The sequence below is a fragment of the Sphingomonas sp. LHG3443-2 genome (assembly GCF_049896405.1).
In the GTDB taxonomy this organism is placed as follows: domain Bacteria; phylum Pseudomonadota; class Alphaproteobacteria; order Sphingomonadales; family Sphingomonadaceae; genus Sphingomicrobium.
Genome location: NZ_JAFCUG010000001.1, coordinates 1,812,639 through 1,826,669 on the forward strand (window position 1 = coordinate 1,812,639; position 14,031 = coordinate 1,826,669).

The 14,031-nt window shown below is 67.0% G+C and carries 13 protein-coding genes; 3 read left to right on the forward strand and 10 right to left on the reverse strand.

Annotation, left to right across the window (positions count from 1 at the left end; translation table 11 throughout):
• Positions 1-26: 26 nt before the first annotated feature.
• Positions 27-1,079: a glycosyltransferase gene (locus ACP69Z_RS09045; protein WP_426267170.1), complete on the forward strand. Its 1,053-nt coding sequence runs from the start codon at positions 27-29 to the stop codon at positions 1,077-1,079.
• Between the two features lie 23 nt (positions 1,080-1,102).
• A complete protein-coding gene (locus tag ACP69Z_RS09050) occupies positions 1,103-2,050 on the forward strand; it encodes a glycosyltransferase family 2 protein (RefSeq protein WP_426267171.1) in 948 nt (315 codons plus the stop codon).
• Here the strand turns inward: ACP69Z_RS09050 and ACP69Z_RS09055 are convergent.
• The 7 genes from ACP69Z_RS09055 to ACP69Z_RS09085 form a co-directional block, all read right to left on the reverse strand.
• Positions 2,047-3,045 carry a glycosyltransferase gene (locus tag ACP69Z_RS09055; RefSeq protein WP_426267172.1) on the reverse strand — a complete coding sequence of 333 codons (999 nt, stop codon included), beginning with the start codon at positions 3,043-3,045 and terminating at the stop codon, positions 2,047-2,049. The genes ACP69Z_RS09050 and ACP69Z_RS09055 overlap by 4 nt on opposite strands.
• A gap of 64 nt (positions 3,046-3,109) precedes the next feature.
• Positions 3,110-4,570 (reverse strand): oligosaccharide flippase family protein, encoded by a 1,461-nt coding sequence (locus tag ACP69Z_RS09060; protein ID WP_426267173.1) that lies wholly within the window; start codon positions 4,568-4,570, stop codon positions 3,110-3,112.
• Between the two features lie 9 nt (positions 4,571-4,579).
• A complete protein-coding gene (locus ACP69Z_RS09065; protein WP_426267174.1) occupies positions 4,580-5,047 on the reverse strand; it encodes a DapH/DapD/GlmU-related protein in 468 nt (155 codons plus the stop codon).
• A complete protein-coding gene (locus tag ACP69Z_RS09070; protein WP_426267175.1) occupies positions 5,044-6,147 on the reverse strand; it encodes a DegT/DnrJ/EryC1/StrS family aminotransferase in 1,104 nt (367 codons plus the stop codon). Before ACP69Z_RS09070 ends, ACP69Z_RS09065 begins: the two co-directional genes overlap by 4 nt.
• Positions 6,144-6,572: a sugar 3,4-ketoisomerase gene (locus tag ACP69Z_RS09075; protein ID WP_426267176.1), complete on the reverse strand. Its 429-nt coding sequence runs from the start codon at positions 6,570-6,572 to the stop codon at positions 6,144-6,146. Before ACP69Z_RS09075 ends, ACP69Z_RS09070 begins: the two co-directional genes overlap by 4 nt.
• An 81-nt stretch (positions 6,573-6,653) precedes the next feature.
• Positions 6,654-7,649 (reverse strand): NAD-dependent epimerase/dehydratase family protein, encoded by a 996-nt coding sequence (locus ACP69Z_RS09080; protein WP_426267177.1) that lies wholly within the window; start codon positions 7,647-7,649, stop codon positions 6,654-6,656.
• Between the two features lie 7 nt (positions 7,650-7,656).
• Positions 7,657-8,973 carry a UDP-glucose dehydrogenase family protein gene (locus ACP69Z_RS09085; protein ID WP_426267178.1) on the reverse strand — a complete coding sequence of 439 codons (1,317 nt, stop codon included), beginning with the start codon at positions 8,971-8,973 and terminating at the stop codon, positions 7,657-7,659.
• 118 nt (positions 8,974-9,091) lie between these two features.
• On the opposite strand from ACP69Z_RS09085, the gene asnB reads away from it, so the two are divergent.
• Complete coding sequence (gene asnB / locus ACP69Z_RS09090; RefSeq protein ID WP_426267179.1) at positions 9,092-11,062, forward strand: asparagine synthase (glutamine-hydrolyzing); 1,971 nt, start codon at positions 9,092-9,094, stop codon at positions 11,060-11,062.
• On the opposite strand, the gene ACP69Z_RS09095 is transcribed toward asnB, so the two are convergent.
• Genes ACP69Z_RS09095 through surE form a run of 3 tightly spaced genes read right to left on the reverse strand, consistent with a single transcriptional unit; the run spans position 11,059 to position 13,819 of the window.
• Positions 11,059-12,717, reverse strand: coding sequence for an ATP-binding cassette domain-containing protein (locus ACP69Z_RS09095; RefSeq protein ID WP_426267180.1), 1,659 nt, complete (start codon positions 12,715-12,717; stop codon positions 11,059-11,061). The two genes, asnB and ACP69Z_RS09095, sit on opposite strands and share 4 nt — an antisense overlap.
• Positions 12,714-13,052 (reverse strand): hypothetical protein, encoded by a 339-nt coding sequence (locus tag ACP69Z_RS09100; RefSeq protein ID WP_426267181.1) that lies wholly within the window; start codon positions 13,050-13,052, stop codon positions 12,714-12,716. The genes ACP69Z_RS09095 and ACP69Z_RS09100 overlap by 4 nt, the downstream gene beginning before the upstream one ends.
• Positions 13,049-13,819, reverse strand: a complete 771-nt coding sequence (surE, locus tag ACP69Z_RS09105) for a 5'/3'-nucleotidase SurE (RefSeq protein ID WP_426267182.1) — start codon at positions 13,817-13,819, stop codon at positions 13,049-13,051. The genes ACP69Z_RS09100 and surE overlap by 4 nt, the downstream gene beginning before the upstream one ends.
• Positions 13,820-14,031: the final 212 nt, after the last annotated feature.

Sequence of the window (14,031 nt, forward strand, 5' to 3'; positions counted from 1 at the left end):
GAAAGGTCGCTTTCTTCCTGCCCGACATGGCTGGGGGCGGGGCGGAGCGGGTGCAGTTAGAAATCATGCGCCATCTCGTTGCGGCGGGGCATGAAGTGCACCTCGTTCTGGCCTTCAGTGGCGGGGTGTTGCTCCCGCTGGTGCCCCCTGGCGTCCGTGTCGTGGAGCTGCAGTCCTCTCGCCTTGCCGCGAGCGTGGCAGGGCTCGTTCGCTACCTGAAGGCAGAGTGCCCATGGTCGCTTCAGGCGATCATGTGGCCCTGCACGGTGATCGCCATTGCCGCGAGGGCTCTGGCTCGTTCCCGCACCAAGCTGGTGCTGAGCGACCATACGTTTCTCTCCGACCATTACTCGGGCGCGCGCAAGCACATGGCGCTGCGAGCCAGCATGAGTCTGCTTTATCCCCGCGCCGAACACCGGGTCGCAGTGTCGCGGGGAGCTGCAGCCGATGTCGCAAAGCTTGCTGGCCTGCCGACCGAGGCTGTCGAGGTGATCTACAATCCGGTGGGATTGCCCGAGACGATTGAAACCACGGCGGGCGCATGCGAGTCCTGGGCTGGCGCCTCGCCCCGCATCATCTCCGCCGGATCGTTCAAGGCAGAGAAGAACCACCAGCTTCTGATCCGAGCCTTTGCGATCGTAGCGGAGCAACATCCGCAGGCGCGGCTGATCATCCTTGGCGAGGGATCGCTGCGGGGGGAATTGGAAGCGCTGCGCGACGCACTCGACCTTCGCGACAAGGTGGTGCTGCCGGGCTTCCAGCTCGACCCCTGGCCCTTCTATGCGGAGGCAGACCTGTTCGTGCTCTCCTCCGACTACGAGGGCATGTCGCTGGTTCTGGTCGAGGCGCTGCACGCCGGCCTGCGCGTGGTGAGCACCGACTGCGAAGCGGGACCGGCCGAGTTGCTGGAGGGTGGCCGGTATGGCCGCCTTGCGCCGGTCGGCGATCAACGGGCGCTCGCCCACGCCATGCTGGACGAACTGGACGCACCACCAAATGCCGTGCGGCAGCGGGCAAGGGCGCGGGAGATCAGCGGTCCGGCCAATCTTCAGCGTTACGAAGAGCTTCTTGCCGGCTGAGCTGTAGCGGCTAAGCCTCGCAGGTGCCTGACGTCAGCATCATCATTCCGACCTACAATCGCGCAGCCCTCCTGAGCGGTGCGATCGACAGTGCGTTGGCGCAGGGCGAGCGCTACGAAGTGATCGTGGTGGACGATGGGTCCACCGATGACACGGCCGCCTTGCTGGCGGGCTATGGCGACCGCATCCGCGTGCTGCGCCAAGCGAACAAGGGGCCGAGCGCGGCAAGGAACCTGGCGGCAGAAGCCGCGCGCGGTGACTATCTCTTCTTCGCGGACTCTGATGACCTTATCGAACCGAGCGCTGTAGGGCGCCTGCTTGACGAGGCCAGGCTCCTCGGACCGACCAAAATCCCGTTTGGCGAAGCCACGACCATCGACGAGGCTGGTCGCCCCGTTGAAGCCGCGAAATATGGCTTCGGCTCGGTCCGACGGGGCGAGGAGCTCGACTTTGCCGGGCTTCTCTCTGGAACGATGCCGCTCTGGCTGACGCTGCTTCCGGCCGCATTGTTTCGCAGGCTCGGGGGTCTTCGACCCGGCCTCCGGCTTGGCGAAGACCAGGAATTCGCAGTCCGAGTTCATGCCGCTGGCTTGCGTTACGTCGCAACCGAGGTGCCGACGATCAACGTCCGGATCCACGACGCGCCGCGGCTGTCCGGCACGGCTAATCGTGAGTTCGGAAGCCGCGCGGTGCAGTTGTGGTCGGCGATCACAGAGGAGGTTGCCGCCGTTCCGGAGTTCGACTTGCACGCGCGGCAGGCCATGGAGGAAGCGATCTGGGTCGCTGCACGCGATGCCGCGCGAGCGCGCGACCGGGTTGCAGCAGAGCGGCTGTTCGCCATGGCGCAAGCGATCGACGGCGGTGTCGTTAGAACAAGCCCCTTGCCGCTGCGACTGCTGAGCCAAGGGGTCGGCGCCTATCGTGCCGAGCGCGGGGCTGAACTGGTCAAGCGCCTGCTTGGACGCCGCTAAAGCCGGCCGAGCTTGCGCTTGGCTTCGAGCTGCAGGCTCCACAGCGCTGGCGCGAGATACATGAAAGCGGGGCGCAGGCGGTCGGGCCATGACAGCTTGGCATCACGCAGCAGGCGGGCTGCGAGACTCAGCCGTTTGCCGTATGGCGCCGCGGCAAGATCAAGCGGCGCTGCGTTACAAGCTTCCTGCCGGGCGAGAGTCTCCCGTAAGCCCGGCGCAACGGCAAGGTCGGGGCGCGCATCAAGATCCCGCTGCATCTGCGCAAAGCCGTCGCGCAGCCAGCGATGCACCTTGAGGCCGCTGCCCCACAGGGTCTCACGTGCGCTGTTCGCCAGGAAGTCCGCCGAGATGCCGCCAGTGCGATAGCGCAGCAGCGGCTCCTCGACATAGGCGATTCCCCCGCCCAGCGCGGCGCGGAAAGGCAGGATGCGGTCTTCGCAATGGATGTGAGACCCAAGCGGCGGGAAGCGCTCGAACAAGGTGCGGCTCCACGCCTGGGTCGCTCCCAGCACGCCTTCGCCGCTCTCGGCTAGCTTCAGCGGGCTGGGATTGGTGCGGAGCAGGGCGGCTGGCTTGACCACCGCGCCAAGCTCACCCTCGGGCGAATAGCGGCGAGTGTCGCTGTGCAGGAGATCGGGTCGGGGGCTGGCCGACAACCATGCTTCGACCAGACGCTCGACGCGGTTCGGTTCGGACACGTCGTCGCCGGCATTGATCACGATCAGCTCACCGGACGACAGCTCTCCTACCTTCTGGATATGGCCGCCGATGTGAAGGTTCGACGCATTACGGTTGAGCCGGACCCGATGCGGGCCGTCGTACGCCGCGGCCAGCGCTTCCATGCGGGCGAACGTGCTGTCGGTGGAGCAATCGTCGCTGAGCAGGATCTCAAGCGGTTGATGCGTCTGCGTAAAGGCGGCGCGGACCGCCTCCTCAATATACTCCTCCTGGTTGAAGGCAATCACGGCCAGGGTCACCAGGGGGCGCTCACGCATGCTCATGCCCGGCGGCCTACCCACCGCTGAAAATGCTGTCCACCGCACCCTATCGGTTCAGGCCTTAGGAGGCAGGCTCCACGCCGCGTTTCGGGAAGATCAGGAAGCGCAGTTCCCGATATACCAGGGCGATCCACAACAAGGTGAGCAGCGCTCCGACCAGTGTCCCCAACCAGAAGTCGAATTGCGCGGCAGCGAACACGCCAGCTGCGGCGCCGAGCAAGGCCAAGAAGAGAACATAGGTCTTCGTCCGCCACGCCGAGCGCCGGATCCAAGCGGTCGTGATCCCAACCGCGAGGAGATAGGCGGACGCCCCGCACAGCGTGGCAATCGCCGCGCCTTCGAAGCCCAAGGCGGGAACCAGCAGCTTCGCCGATCCGATCGTCACCACGGCGGCACCGATCTCCAGGATCAGGTACAGCTTGCTGCGGGCGGCGGCGAGCAGGCAGAAGCCCAGCGGCCAGGCTGCGATCTGAACTAGATTGCCGAGAACCAGCCAGCGAAGCGCCGTGGCCGCGTCGTCGAACGCATCGGCGTAGAGCAGCCTCAGCGCAAACGGCGCGAGCGCCAACAAGCCCAACACCACCAAGCCGGCGAGCATGAGCAGCGTTTCCGTCTGCTCGTTGATCAGCCGGACCGCCGTCTCCCGGTCGTCGATGACGCCGCTCAAGCGAGGGTAGAAATCGCTACCGATGCTTTGCAGCAGCACCCCGACATAGATGGTCGAAAGCGCCAGGGCCGCCTGGAACAGGCCGACCTCATGGATGCCACCTTCGACACTGACAATCGCCCGCACCGCGAATTGCGAGCCATAGGTCACAAAGGTGCCAAGCATCATCGGAGCGCCCATCAGCATGAGCCAGCGGCTCTGCTCGAAGGCTGCGGAAATGGTCGTTGGCCGCGGCCGTGCAAGGCGCCGGGCGAAGAGATGCGCTGCAAGCCAGCTCCCTACGGGCGTTGCCAGGATATACGGGAGGATCGCCGCGTCGCCCCAGATCAGCAGAACGGCAACGCCAAGCGCGGTCGAAATGGCGGCACCGACGACCCCTGCTCCAGCAACCCAGCTGACCTTGCCGGACCCTGCAATCAGGGCGACCTGACTTGCGGTGATGATGGACAAGGCGACAGCTGGAGCCATCCACCCGACCATCGAGCCAAGTTCCGGTTGCTCGAGCACGTGATCGGCAATCGGTTGGCGGCAGAGGTAGAGCAGCACCCCGCTCAGCGTGGCTGCAAGCACCGTGCCCAGCGTCACTCCCCAGCGAACCTTGGCAAGCTCCTCGTCACTACCGCCCGCTTGCTTCGCCGCAACCTCGCGCACGGCGGCGTTGGGGATGCCAAGCCCGCCGAGCGCGCTTGCCGACTGGATCAGCGACAGCATCAGCCCAACGAGGCCAAGGCCGCTTGGCCCCAGCAGCACCGCGGCGAACTTATTGCGGATGAGCGAGATCAGGATGTTCGCCACCCCCGCGCCGCCAAGCAGCGAGGTAGCGCGCAAGATCTGGCTGTGAGACGTCTTCACCATCCGCCCGGCTCAGGCGAGCGGGCGAGCGGGATTACCAACCCAGGTCTCGCCTGCCGGCACGTCACGGGTGACCACCGCGCCCGCCCCGATCATCGCACCGGCACCGATACGCAGGCCTGGCAGGATAACCGCGCCCGCTCCAATGGAAGCGCCGCGCTCGACCACCGTACGCGCATAGGCTTGCGGATGCTGGCGCGAGCGAGGCTGCTTGTCGTTGGTGAAGGTGGCGTTCGGCCCGCAGAACACATCGTCCTCGAGCGTAACTCCATCCCAGACGTAGACCCCGCACTTCAGGGTCACGCGGTCGCCGATCGTGGCTCCGCCTTCGACCAAGGTATGTGCGTTGAGATTGCAATCCGCGCCGACCTGCGCGCCGCCGAGCACGATTGCGAACTGCCACACGCGGGTTCGCGCGCCGATCGCCGCGCCGGGATGAACCTCCGCTCGCGGGTGGATCGTCGCGTCGGCCGCGATCACTGCGCTGCCGCCTGTCGCACCGCCTCGACAACCCGCTCAGCCTGTTCGCCAGCGAGATGCGGGCCGATGGGGAGGCTCAGCACTTCGCTTGCGAGCCGTTCGGCGATCGGGAAAGCGCCTTCGCCGAGGCCGAGGTCGGCATAGGCTTGCTGGCGGTGCGGCGGGATGGGGTAGTGGATCAGCGTCTGGATGCCCGCTTCTGCCAGCCGCTCCTGCAGGTGATCGCGCTCGGGGCTGCGGACGACGAACAGGTGCCAGCACGGATCGGCCCACTCGGGCACTGCGGGAAGGATAAGATTCGTGCCGGCAAGGCGCTCGAGGTAAAAGGCCGCTGTCGCGCGCCGGCGCTCGTTCCACTCGGCAAGGTGCCTGAGCTTCACCCCAAGCACTGCAGCCTGCACCGGGTCGAGGCGGCTGTTCGTTCCCCGTACCTCGTTCACGTAGCGCTTGTGACTGCCGTAGTTACCCAACGTGCGGATGCGGTCGGCAAGCTCGGGATCGTTGGTCGTGACCGCGCCCGCGTCGCCCAGTGCGCCGAGGTTCTTGCTTGGGTAGAAGCTCCAGCAGACCACGTGCCCGTGGGCGCCGACCGGCTGGCCCTTGTAGCGCGCGCCATGCGCCTGCGCCGCATCCTCGACGAGCTTCAGCCCGTGCCGCTCGGCGATCTCCAGCATGGGATCGAGGTCGGCGGGCTGCCCGTAGAGATGGGTCGGAAGAATGGCGCGGGTGCGGGGCGTAATCGCCCGCTCGATATTCGCTGGGTCGAGATTGTGCGTGTGCTCGTCCGGTTCGACCAGTACCGGCGTCGCGCCCACCATGCTGATCGCCAGCAGCGTTGCGATATAGCTGTTACTGGCGGTAATCACCTCGTCCCCTGGACCGATCCCGAGCGCGCGCAGGGCCAGGTGCAAGGCGTCGAGGCCGTTCGCGACCCCGACGCAATGAGCGGCGCCTACCGACGTCGCAAAAGCCTGCTCGAACGCCGCGACTTCGGGGCCACCGATGTACCAGCCAGAATCCAGCGTTCGGCTCACCGCCGCGTCGATCTCAGCCTTGAGCGCGTGATAGGCCGCGCCAAGTTCCAGGAACGGTACGGTCACGCAGCCGCGCCTTCGACCAGCGCCATGAAGTCGTCGTGGTTCCGGATGTAATCGGCCTCGTCGTAGAGGTCGTCGGCAAGCACCAGCAGCACGCAGCCGGGCGAGAAGTCGTGCATCTCGTGCCAGACCATCGGTGGAAGGGTAAGCCCCTGGTCGGGGCGGTCGAGGGTGACGGTGACCTGCTCCTTGCCATCGTCGAGCAGGATGTCGCACGAGCCGCTGACCGCCACCACCATCTGCTGCAGCCGGTGATGCGCGTGGAAGCCGCGGCTGACGCCTTCAAGCGTGCCGAAAATGTAATAGGTGCGACGGATGTCGAAAGGCACGTCCTTGCCCGTTTCCAGCGCGATCAGGCTGCCACGCTCGTCGCCGCGAAGGGCGAAGTCGATGATCCGGCAGCCGGCGGGAAGGGTGGGCAGGGTCAAGCGAGGCTCCGGACGGAATACTGCCGCCGCTTCTAGAGGCAGGGGGTGGGGAGGCAAGGCCTCGCCGATGCGGAGGATGTTTCAGCGGTTGTGGTGGTGGCGAAACCACTCGACGAAGCGCGGCACGCCTTGATCGAGGCTGGTGCGCGCCGCGAACCCTGTATCGCGGGCGATGGCGCTGGTGTCGGCAAAGGTGTCGGTCATGTCGCCGGGCTGCATCTCGGCGTGCTCGACAATGGCCGTGCGGCCGGTCGCCTGCTCGATCAGGGAAACCAGACGGCCAAGCTCTTCAGAGCGGCTGTTGCCGATGTTGTAGATGGCGTGAGGGCCGCGGCTGCCGCCGGGCTTCGCGCTGCCGTCTGCTGCGGGCGGGCGATCGAGGGTGCGGATCAGCCCATCGACGATATCGTCAATGAAGGTGAAATCCCGGCGCATCCGGCCATGGTTGAACAATTTGATCGGGGTCCCAGCGAGCACCGCGTCGGTGAACAGCCACATCGCCATGTCCGGCCGGCCCCAGGGTCCATACACAGTGAAGAAGCGCAGCCCCGTCTGCGGCAGCGCGAACAGGTGAGCGTAGCTTTCGCTCAGCAGCTCGTCGGACTTCTTGGTTGCCGCGTAGAGCGACAGGGGCCGGTCCGCGCGCTGGTCGACCGACATCGGCAAGGTCGTGCCGCCGCCGTAGACCGAGGAGGAGCTTGCATAGACGAGGTGCCCAATTTCCCGGTGCCGCGCCAGTTCGAGGATGTTGGCATGGCCAACGAGGTTGGAAAGAATGTAGGTCGCCGGCGCTTCAAGGCCGTAACGAACGCCCGCCTGCGCGCCGAGATGGACGATGCGGTCGATCTCGACCCTTGCCAGCGCGGCCTCGAGCGCCGCCGCATCGGCGAAATCGAGTTGGTGGAAGGCGAACTCCCCGCCCGCTCGGCCGATCTCGGCCAGCCGGGCGTGCTTCAGCGCCGGGTCGTAATAATCGTTGAGGTTGTCGATCCCGACCACATGCTCGCCGCGGGCAAGCAGGGCCCGGGTGACATGCATCCCGATGAACCCTGCGCAGCCCGTGACGAGGACCGCCATGGCGAGTTCAGCCGCGCTGCTCGCCGCGCCCAATGCCGCGGTAGGAGAGGCCCGCCCGCTCGACGTCGGCGGGATCGTAGACGTTGCGCAGGTCGATGAGGTGCTTGGCCCGCATCGCGCCGGCGAGGCGGCGGAGGTCGAGGGCGCGGAACTCGTCCCACTCGGTCACCAGCACCAGCGCATCGGCACCGGCGGCGACACTGTAGGCGTCCTCGGCGAAGGTGACGCCGGGAAGCATCGGTTCGGCCTGCTCACGCCCGACCGGGTCAAAGGCGATGACCTCGGCGCCGCCTTCCTGCAGGCGCTTGATCAGCGCCAGGCTCGGCGCATCGCGCATGTCGTCGGTGTTGGGCTTGAAGGTGAGGCCGAGTACGCCGACGCGCTTGCCCTGCAGGTCGCCGCCGAGAACTTCACGGACCCGGTCGGCCATGGCCGCCTTGCGCGCATCGTTCACCTCGACGACAGAGTTGACGATGCGCATGCCGACCTGCTCCTTTTCGGCAGTCTGGAGCAAGGCCAGCGTGTCCTTGGGGAAGCAGCTTCCGCCGTAGCCGGGGCCGGCGTGCAAGAACTTCGGCCCGATGCGATTGTCGAGGCCGATCCCGCGGCTGACTTCCTGCACGTCGGCACCAACGGCTTCACAGAGGTCGGCGATCTCATTGATGAAGCTGATCTTGGTCGCGAGGAAGGCATTGGCGGCATATTTGATCAGCTCGGCCGTGCGCCGGCCGGTGAACAGGATGGGGGCCTTGTTGAGGAACAAGGGGCGATAGACCTCGCGCAGCACCTCGCGGGCGAATTCGTCCTCCGCCCCGACCACGATACGGTCGGGGATCTTGAAGTCGCGGATAGCGGCGCCTTCACGGAGGAATTCGGGGTTGGAGGCGACGCTGGTGCCCTCGGGCGCGCCATTGTCGGCGAGGATGCGGGTGATCTCGTCGCCGGTGCCGACCGGAACGGTCGATTTGGTGACGATCACCGCCTTCTTGGTCAGCGCGCCGGCGATCTCCTTGGCGGCGGCGTAGACGAAGCTGAGGTCAGCATGGCCGTCGCCGCGCCGCGCGGGCGTGCCAACGGCAATGAACACCGCATCGGCGTCGCGAATGCCCTCGCCAAGGTCGGTGGTGAACTTCAGGCGGCCGTGATCGGCATTATGCTTGACGAGCGCCTCGAGCCCCGGCTCCCAGATCGGCATCTTGCCGGCGAGCAGGCCTTCGATCTTGGCAGGGACCTTGTCCACGCAAGTCACGTCATGGCCGAAATCCGCGAAGCAGGCTCCAGAAACCAGGCCCACGTAGCCGGTGCCGATCATGCAGATGCGCATAAAGTTCTTCTATCCTTCCCTGACGCGCCGGGCACTAGCGGGGGAGGGAGCCGCTGGCCAGCCCGCAGGCCCCCGCGCCCGCTTCCCTGCCGAGACTGGGCGGGGTAGAGGCGAGGCCATGTGCGGTATCGCTGGATTGCTGGGCCCCTCCGCGGGCGACGAACGCTTGCTGGAGGAGATGGCCGGTCCTATCCTCCATCGCGGGCCGGACGCGGGCGGCGTGTGGGCGGACGGGGAGGCCGGCGTCGGCTTTGCGCATCGCCGGCTGGCGATCGTCGACCTCAGCCCCCACGGGGCGCAGCCGATGGCCTCGTTCAACGGTCGCTATGTGCTGAGCTACAACGGCGAGATCTATAATCATCGCGACCTGCGCGCCGAGCTCGATGCAGCGGGCGCGACGCCGGACGGCGGCTGGCGCGGGCATAGCGACACCGAGACGCTGGCCGAAGGGATTGCCCACTGGGGGCTCGCTGCGACCTTGGAGCGTGCGGCGGGGATGTTCGCGCTGGCGCTATGGGACCGGAGCAGTAGGACGCTCAGCCTCGTGCGCGATCGGTTTGGCGAGAAACCCTTATACTACGGGTGGATCGGCAAGGATCTTGCTTTCGCCTCCGAGCTGAAGTCGATCCGCGCCTTGCCCGGCTTCAGCGCCGAGATCGACCGGCAGGCAGTCGCCGGCCTGTGCGCGCGCTCCTACATTCCGGCGCCCCTCTCCATCTACCGCGGGGTCTTCAAGCTCCAGCCAGGCTGCATTCTCGGGGTGACGCCGGGAGTCGCCCCCCGGACGGCGCCACCATCGCTCGGCGAGGCAGGACAGGGGCTGCGACTTACCCGTTACTACGACTATTCGGCAGTGGTCGCAGCCGGGCTCGCCAACCCGATCCGCGACGAGGGACAGGCCCTCGATGCCGCTGAGGAAGCGCTGCGCCAAGCGATCGCCGATCAGGCGGTAGCCGACGTGCCGGTCGGCGCGTTCCTGTCGGGCGGGTTCGACAGCTCCACCGTAGTTGCTCTTTACCAGCAGGTTTCGGGCCGGCCCGTCCGTACCTATTCGATCGGCTTCACCGAAGCGGGCTTCGACGAAGCACCTCATGCGCGAGCCGTCGCCGCCCACCTCGGCACCGAGCATCACGAGCTTTACGTCACGCCCAGGGAGGCGATGGAGGTGCTGCCGCTGCTGCCCACCATGTATGACGAGCCGTTCGCCGACAGCTCGCAGATCCCGACCTATCTGGTCAGCCGTTTCGCGCGGGCAGACGTCACGGTAGCGCTGACCGGTGACGGCGGCGACGAACTGTTCGGCGGCTACAACCGCCATGTCATCGGTCCGGCGATGTGGCGCCGGCTTCAGCCTATTCCGGCGGGCCTTCGTGCGCTCGGCAAACCGCTCGGCAGTCTGCCGCAGCGCTGGTTCGAGCTGCTGGTCCGCAGCGGCCCGCGCGGCACCGGCGCTGCCCGCATCGCCAAGGGGCTGCGCGTTGCCACCAACGCGCAAGGCCCCAACGACATCTACCGCGCCTTCATCGACGAATGGGCGTTCGAGCGCAGCCCGGTGCTGGGCGCCGCTCCGGTGCCGGACGTGCCCTTTTCACTCGCAGGCGCAAGCCCGGCGGAGCGGATGATGGTCGGCGATGCGCTTGGCTATCTCCCCGACGACATCCTGTGCAAGGTCGACCGCGCGTCGATGGCGGTGAGCCTCGAAACCCGCGTGCCGTTCCTCGATCACCGGCTGGCGGCGGTGGCGGCGCGGATTCCGATCGGCATGAAGATCGCCGACGGGCGCGGCAAGCTTATCATCCGCAAGATCCTCGACCGCCATGTGCCGCGCGAACTGACCGACCGGCCCAAAGCGGGGTTCGGTATTCCGGTCGGCGAATGGCTGCGCGGGCCGCTCAAAGCCTGGGCGGACGATCTGCTGTCCGAAGAGCGTTTGCGCCGCGGCGGGCTGTTCGATGTCGAGGCAATCCGTCGCCGCTATGCCGAGCATCAATCCGGCCACCGCGACAGCACGGTTGCATTGTGGTCGATCCTGATGTTCGAAAGCTGGATGGACGCGCAAGGGTCGGCCAGCCTGTCGAACGCCGCCTAGACCAGCCGGCCGCCTTCCAGCCGCACCACCCGGTCGCAGCTCGCCAGCATCGTCTCGCGGTGGGCGATGATGAGGATGGTGGTCCCGCGCTGTTGCAGCACGTCGAGGGCGCTCAGGACATAGGCTTCCGACGCCGGGTCGAGCGCGCTGGTCGCCTCGTCGAGCACCAGCAGGGGTGCTGGCGCATAAAGCGCACGAGCAAGCGCGAGCCGCTGGCGCTGGCCGCCCGACAGCAATTGGCCGCGGTCACCGACACGCGTCGCGAGGCCATGCGGCAAGGTGGCGACCAGCTCCTCCAGCCCTGCAAGCCGCACCGCCTCGTCCACGCGGCGCTGGTCGGGGGTGGGATCCATGAAGGCGATGTTGGCAATCAGGCTCGTGTCGGCGACGAAAGGCGCTTGCGGCACGTGCGCGACGTTGCGCTGCCAGGAAGGTACGTCGGGGGCATCAAGCGGCCGGCCGTCGATCCGCAACTGCCCGCCCGAGGGCAGGAGCAAGCCCATCACGAGATCGGCAAGCGTGCTCTTGCCGCTGCCGTTGGGGCCCGCAAGCGCGATCCGCTCGCCGCGGTGGATGGTCAGCTCGATACCGTCGAGGGCCGGCTCATCGCGGCCCGGGTAGGTGAAGCCGACACCTTCCAGCACGATGGTCGCAGCGAAGGGCAGCGGCGGCGGCGGCGGGGAGAGGTCGAGGTCGGGTTCGGCCAACAGCGCTGCCATTCGCTCCTGGATCGCTCCGGAAGAGGTTAGCGCGTTCAGGCTGTGATTAATGGTCTGGAGGAGGGGCAGGAGGCGCTGCGCGCCGAGGCCAAGCGCGGCGAGCGAGGGAAGCGCCGCCGCAATCCCGCCGCTGCGTTGTGCCAGCCACCAGGCGGCAAGAGCCAGCGCTGCGAGGCCAACACTTTCGACAAGGATGCGCGGCACTCCCTGCGCGGTCAGCAGCCGGGTGCGGGTATCGGCAAGCGCGCGATCGATGCGGGTGAAGCGTTCGGCCGCAGCACCGCGCGCGCCGGCGAGGATTAGCTCGCGCATCGCGCCGACATTCTGCTGCACTGCCGCGATGCGTTCTTCGAACCCGTCGCCGAGATCAGCGCCGGCCCGCTTCATGCGGCCACGGACAAGCAGGTTGGCGGCGGCGAACAAAGCCAGGAGCAGGCCTCCGGCGGCTAGCGCGACGGGCGCGTCATACCAGAGAAGGGCAGCCATGATGCCGATCGCCAGCACCGCTGCTCCCGCCGCCTGCAGCATCGGCAGCAGCACCCAGTAAAGCCACTGCTCGGCGAACTCGATGGCGGCGAGCGGGCCGCTGGCGCGGGCAGCGACATGGGTCGGCCAGTCGCGGGCCAGCACGCGCCGCTGCACCGCAACGATCAGCCGGTGGCCGGTGCCGAAGGCGAGGCGCTGAGTCTGGGCAAGCAGGGCGAAGCGGACCAGACCCGTCGCCAGCACTGCGCCGACGAACAGCCCGATGGTGCCTGCGTTCGCCGCAGTGCCCGTGCCCCCCAGCCACTGCCGCAGCAGCGTCACGAGACTTGCGAGAAGTGCGAACTCGAGCACTCCGCCAGCGACGGTCAGCAGCGCTAGGAGGGTGAGCTGCCGACGCCCGCTTGCCGAGAGTGCCCCGACGACCAGCCGGAACGAGCGCAAAGGGCTCACCGCTTGGCGCCGGTCAGCAATCGCGGGCGGCGTTTCGCGACCCACCACAGGAGCGTCGGCAACAGCATGGTGCCGACAAGATCGCGCGCGCCTTCGCCCAACTGCATGGCCATCGACGGCCAGCGCTCCAGCCACAGGTCATAGGCTTCGTTGGCGAACTCCAGGCCGAGCACGATCAGCCACGGCCATTTGCTCGCCAGCGAGGTACGCAGCAACGCGGCGACCATCAGTTGCAGAACGACCCCGCCCACCACGTGAAGCGTGTCCATCGGCCAGCCCGTGCTGTGGCGCACGAACTCCTTGAACTCGAACCAGACCGCGGGATCGACGCTCATCGGTTCTCGAAGCGGTCGGCGAGCGCCTGGAGCGACGCGTCGTGCGTCAGGTCGAGGTGGAGCGGCGTGACCGAGACATAGCCATCGGCAATCGCCTCGAGATCGGTCTGGTGGCCTGGCGTTTCGATCGAGGGGCCGAGGCCGAACCAGTAATAAGGATAGCCGCGCGGGTCGGTGCGCTGGACGATACGGGTGCGGCCGTAATCGCGAATGCCTTGGCGCACGACCTTGATGCCCTTGACCTCTTCGGGCGCCAATGCCGGAAAGTTGACGTTGACCAGGGTGCCGGGCTCATGCGGCGTTTGCAGCAATTGCTCGAGCACCCGCGGCGCCCAATGCGCGGCGGCGGCGTAGGGGACGGTGTCGCCCATGCCTTCGCGGGCATAGACCTGGCTCAGCGCGATGGAACGGACTCCGGCCAGCGCGCCTTCCATTGCGGCCGACACGGTGCCGCTGTAGGTCACATCCTCCGCCAGATTGGCACCGCGGTTGATGCCGGAAATGATCACGTCCGGCCGCTCGTCAGGCATCAGGTGAAACAGCGCCATCAGCACCGAATCGGTCGGCGTTCCCGCCACTGCAAAGCTCCGCTCGCCCAGCCGGCGCAGGCGGACAGGGCGGGTCAGGGTTAGCGAGTGGCCGGTGCCCGACTGCTCTTCGGCCGGAGCGACGATCCACAAATCATCCGTAAAGGCGCTCGCGACCTCTTCCAGCAGCTTCAGGCCCGAGGCGTTCACCCCATCGTCGTTGGTCAGGAGAATGCGCATGGGTCTCGCTATGCGCGAAGCCAATGCTGCGGTGCAACCTCCACAGTGCCCGCGGAAGGTTGCGTTATTTTGGCAACATGGTGAGGGAAAGGCGTTTCACCGCTTGTTCACGGAGGCGCTTATAAGTAGAGGCGCGGCAGGGGCCGAGTTGGGCTTCGAACCGGAGCTAAGCTTCGGAAATGCCTTGTGATCGCCTCTTGCGGTCCTGCGTC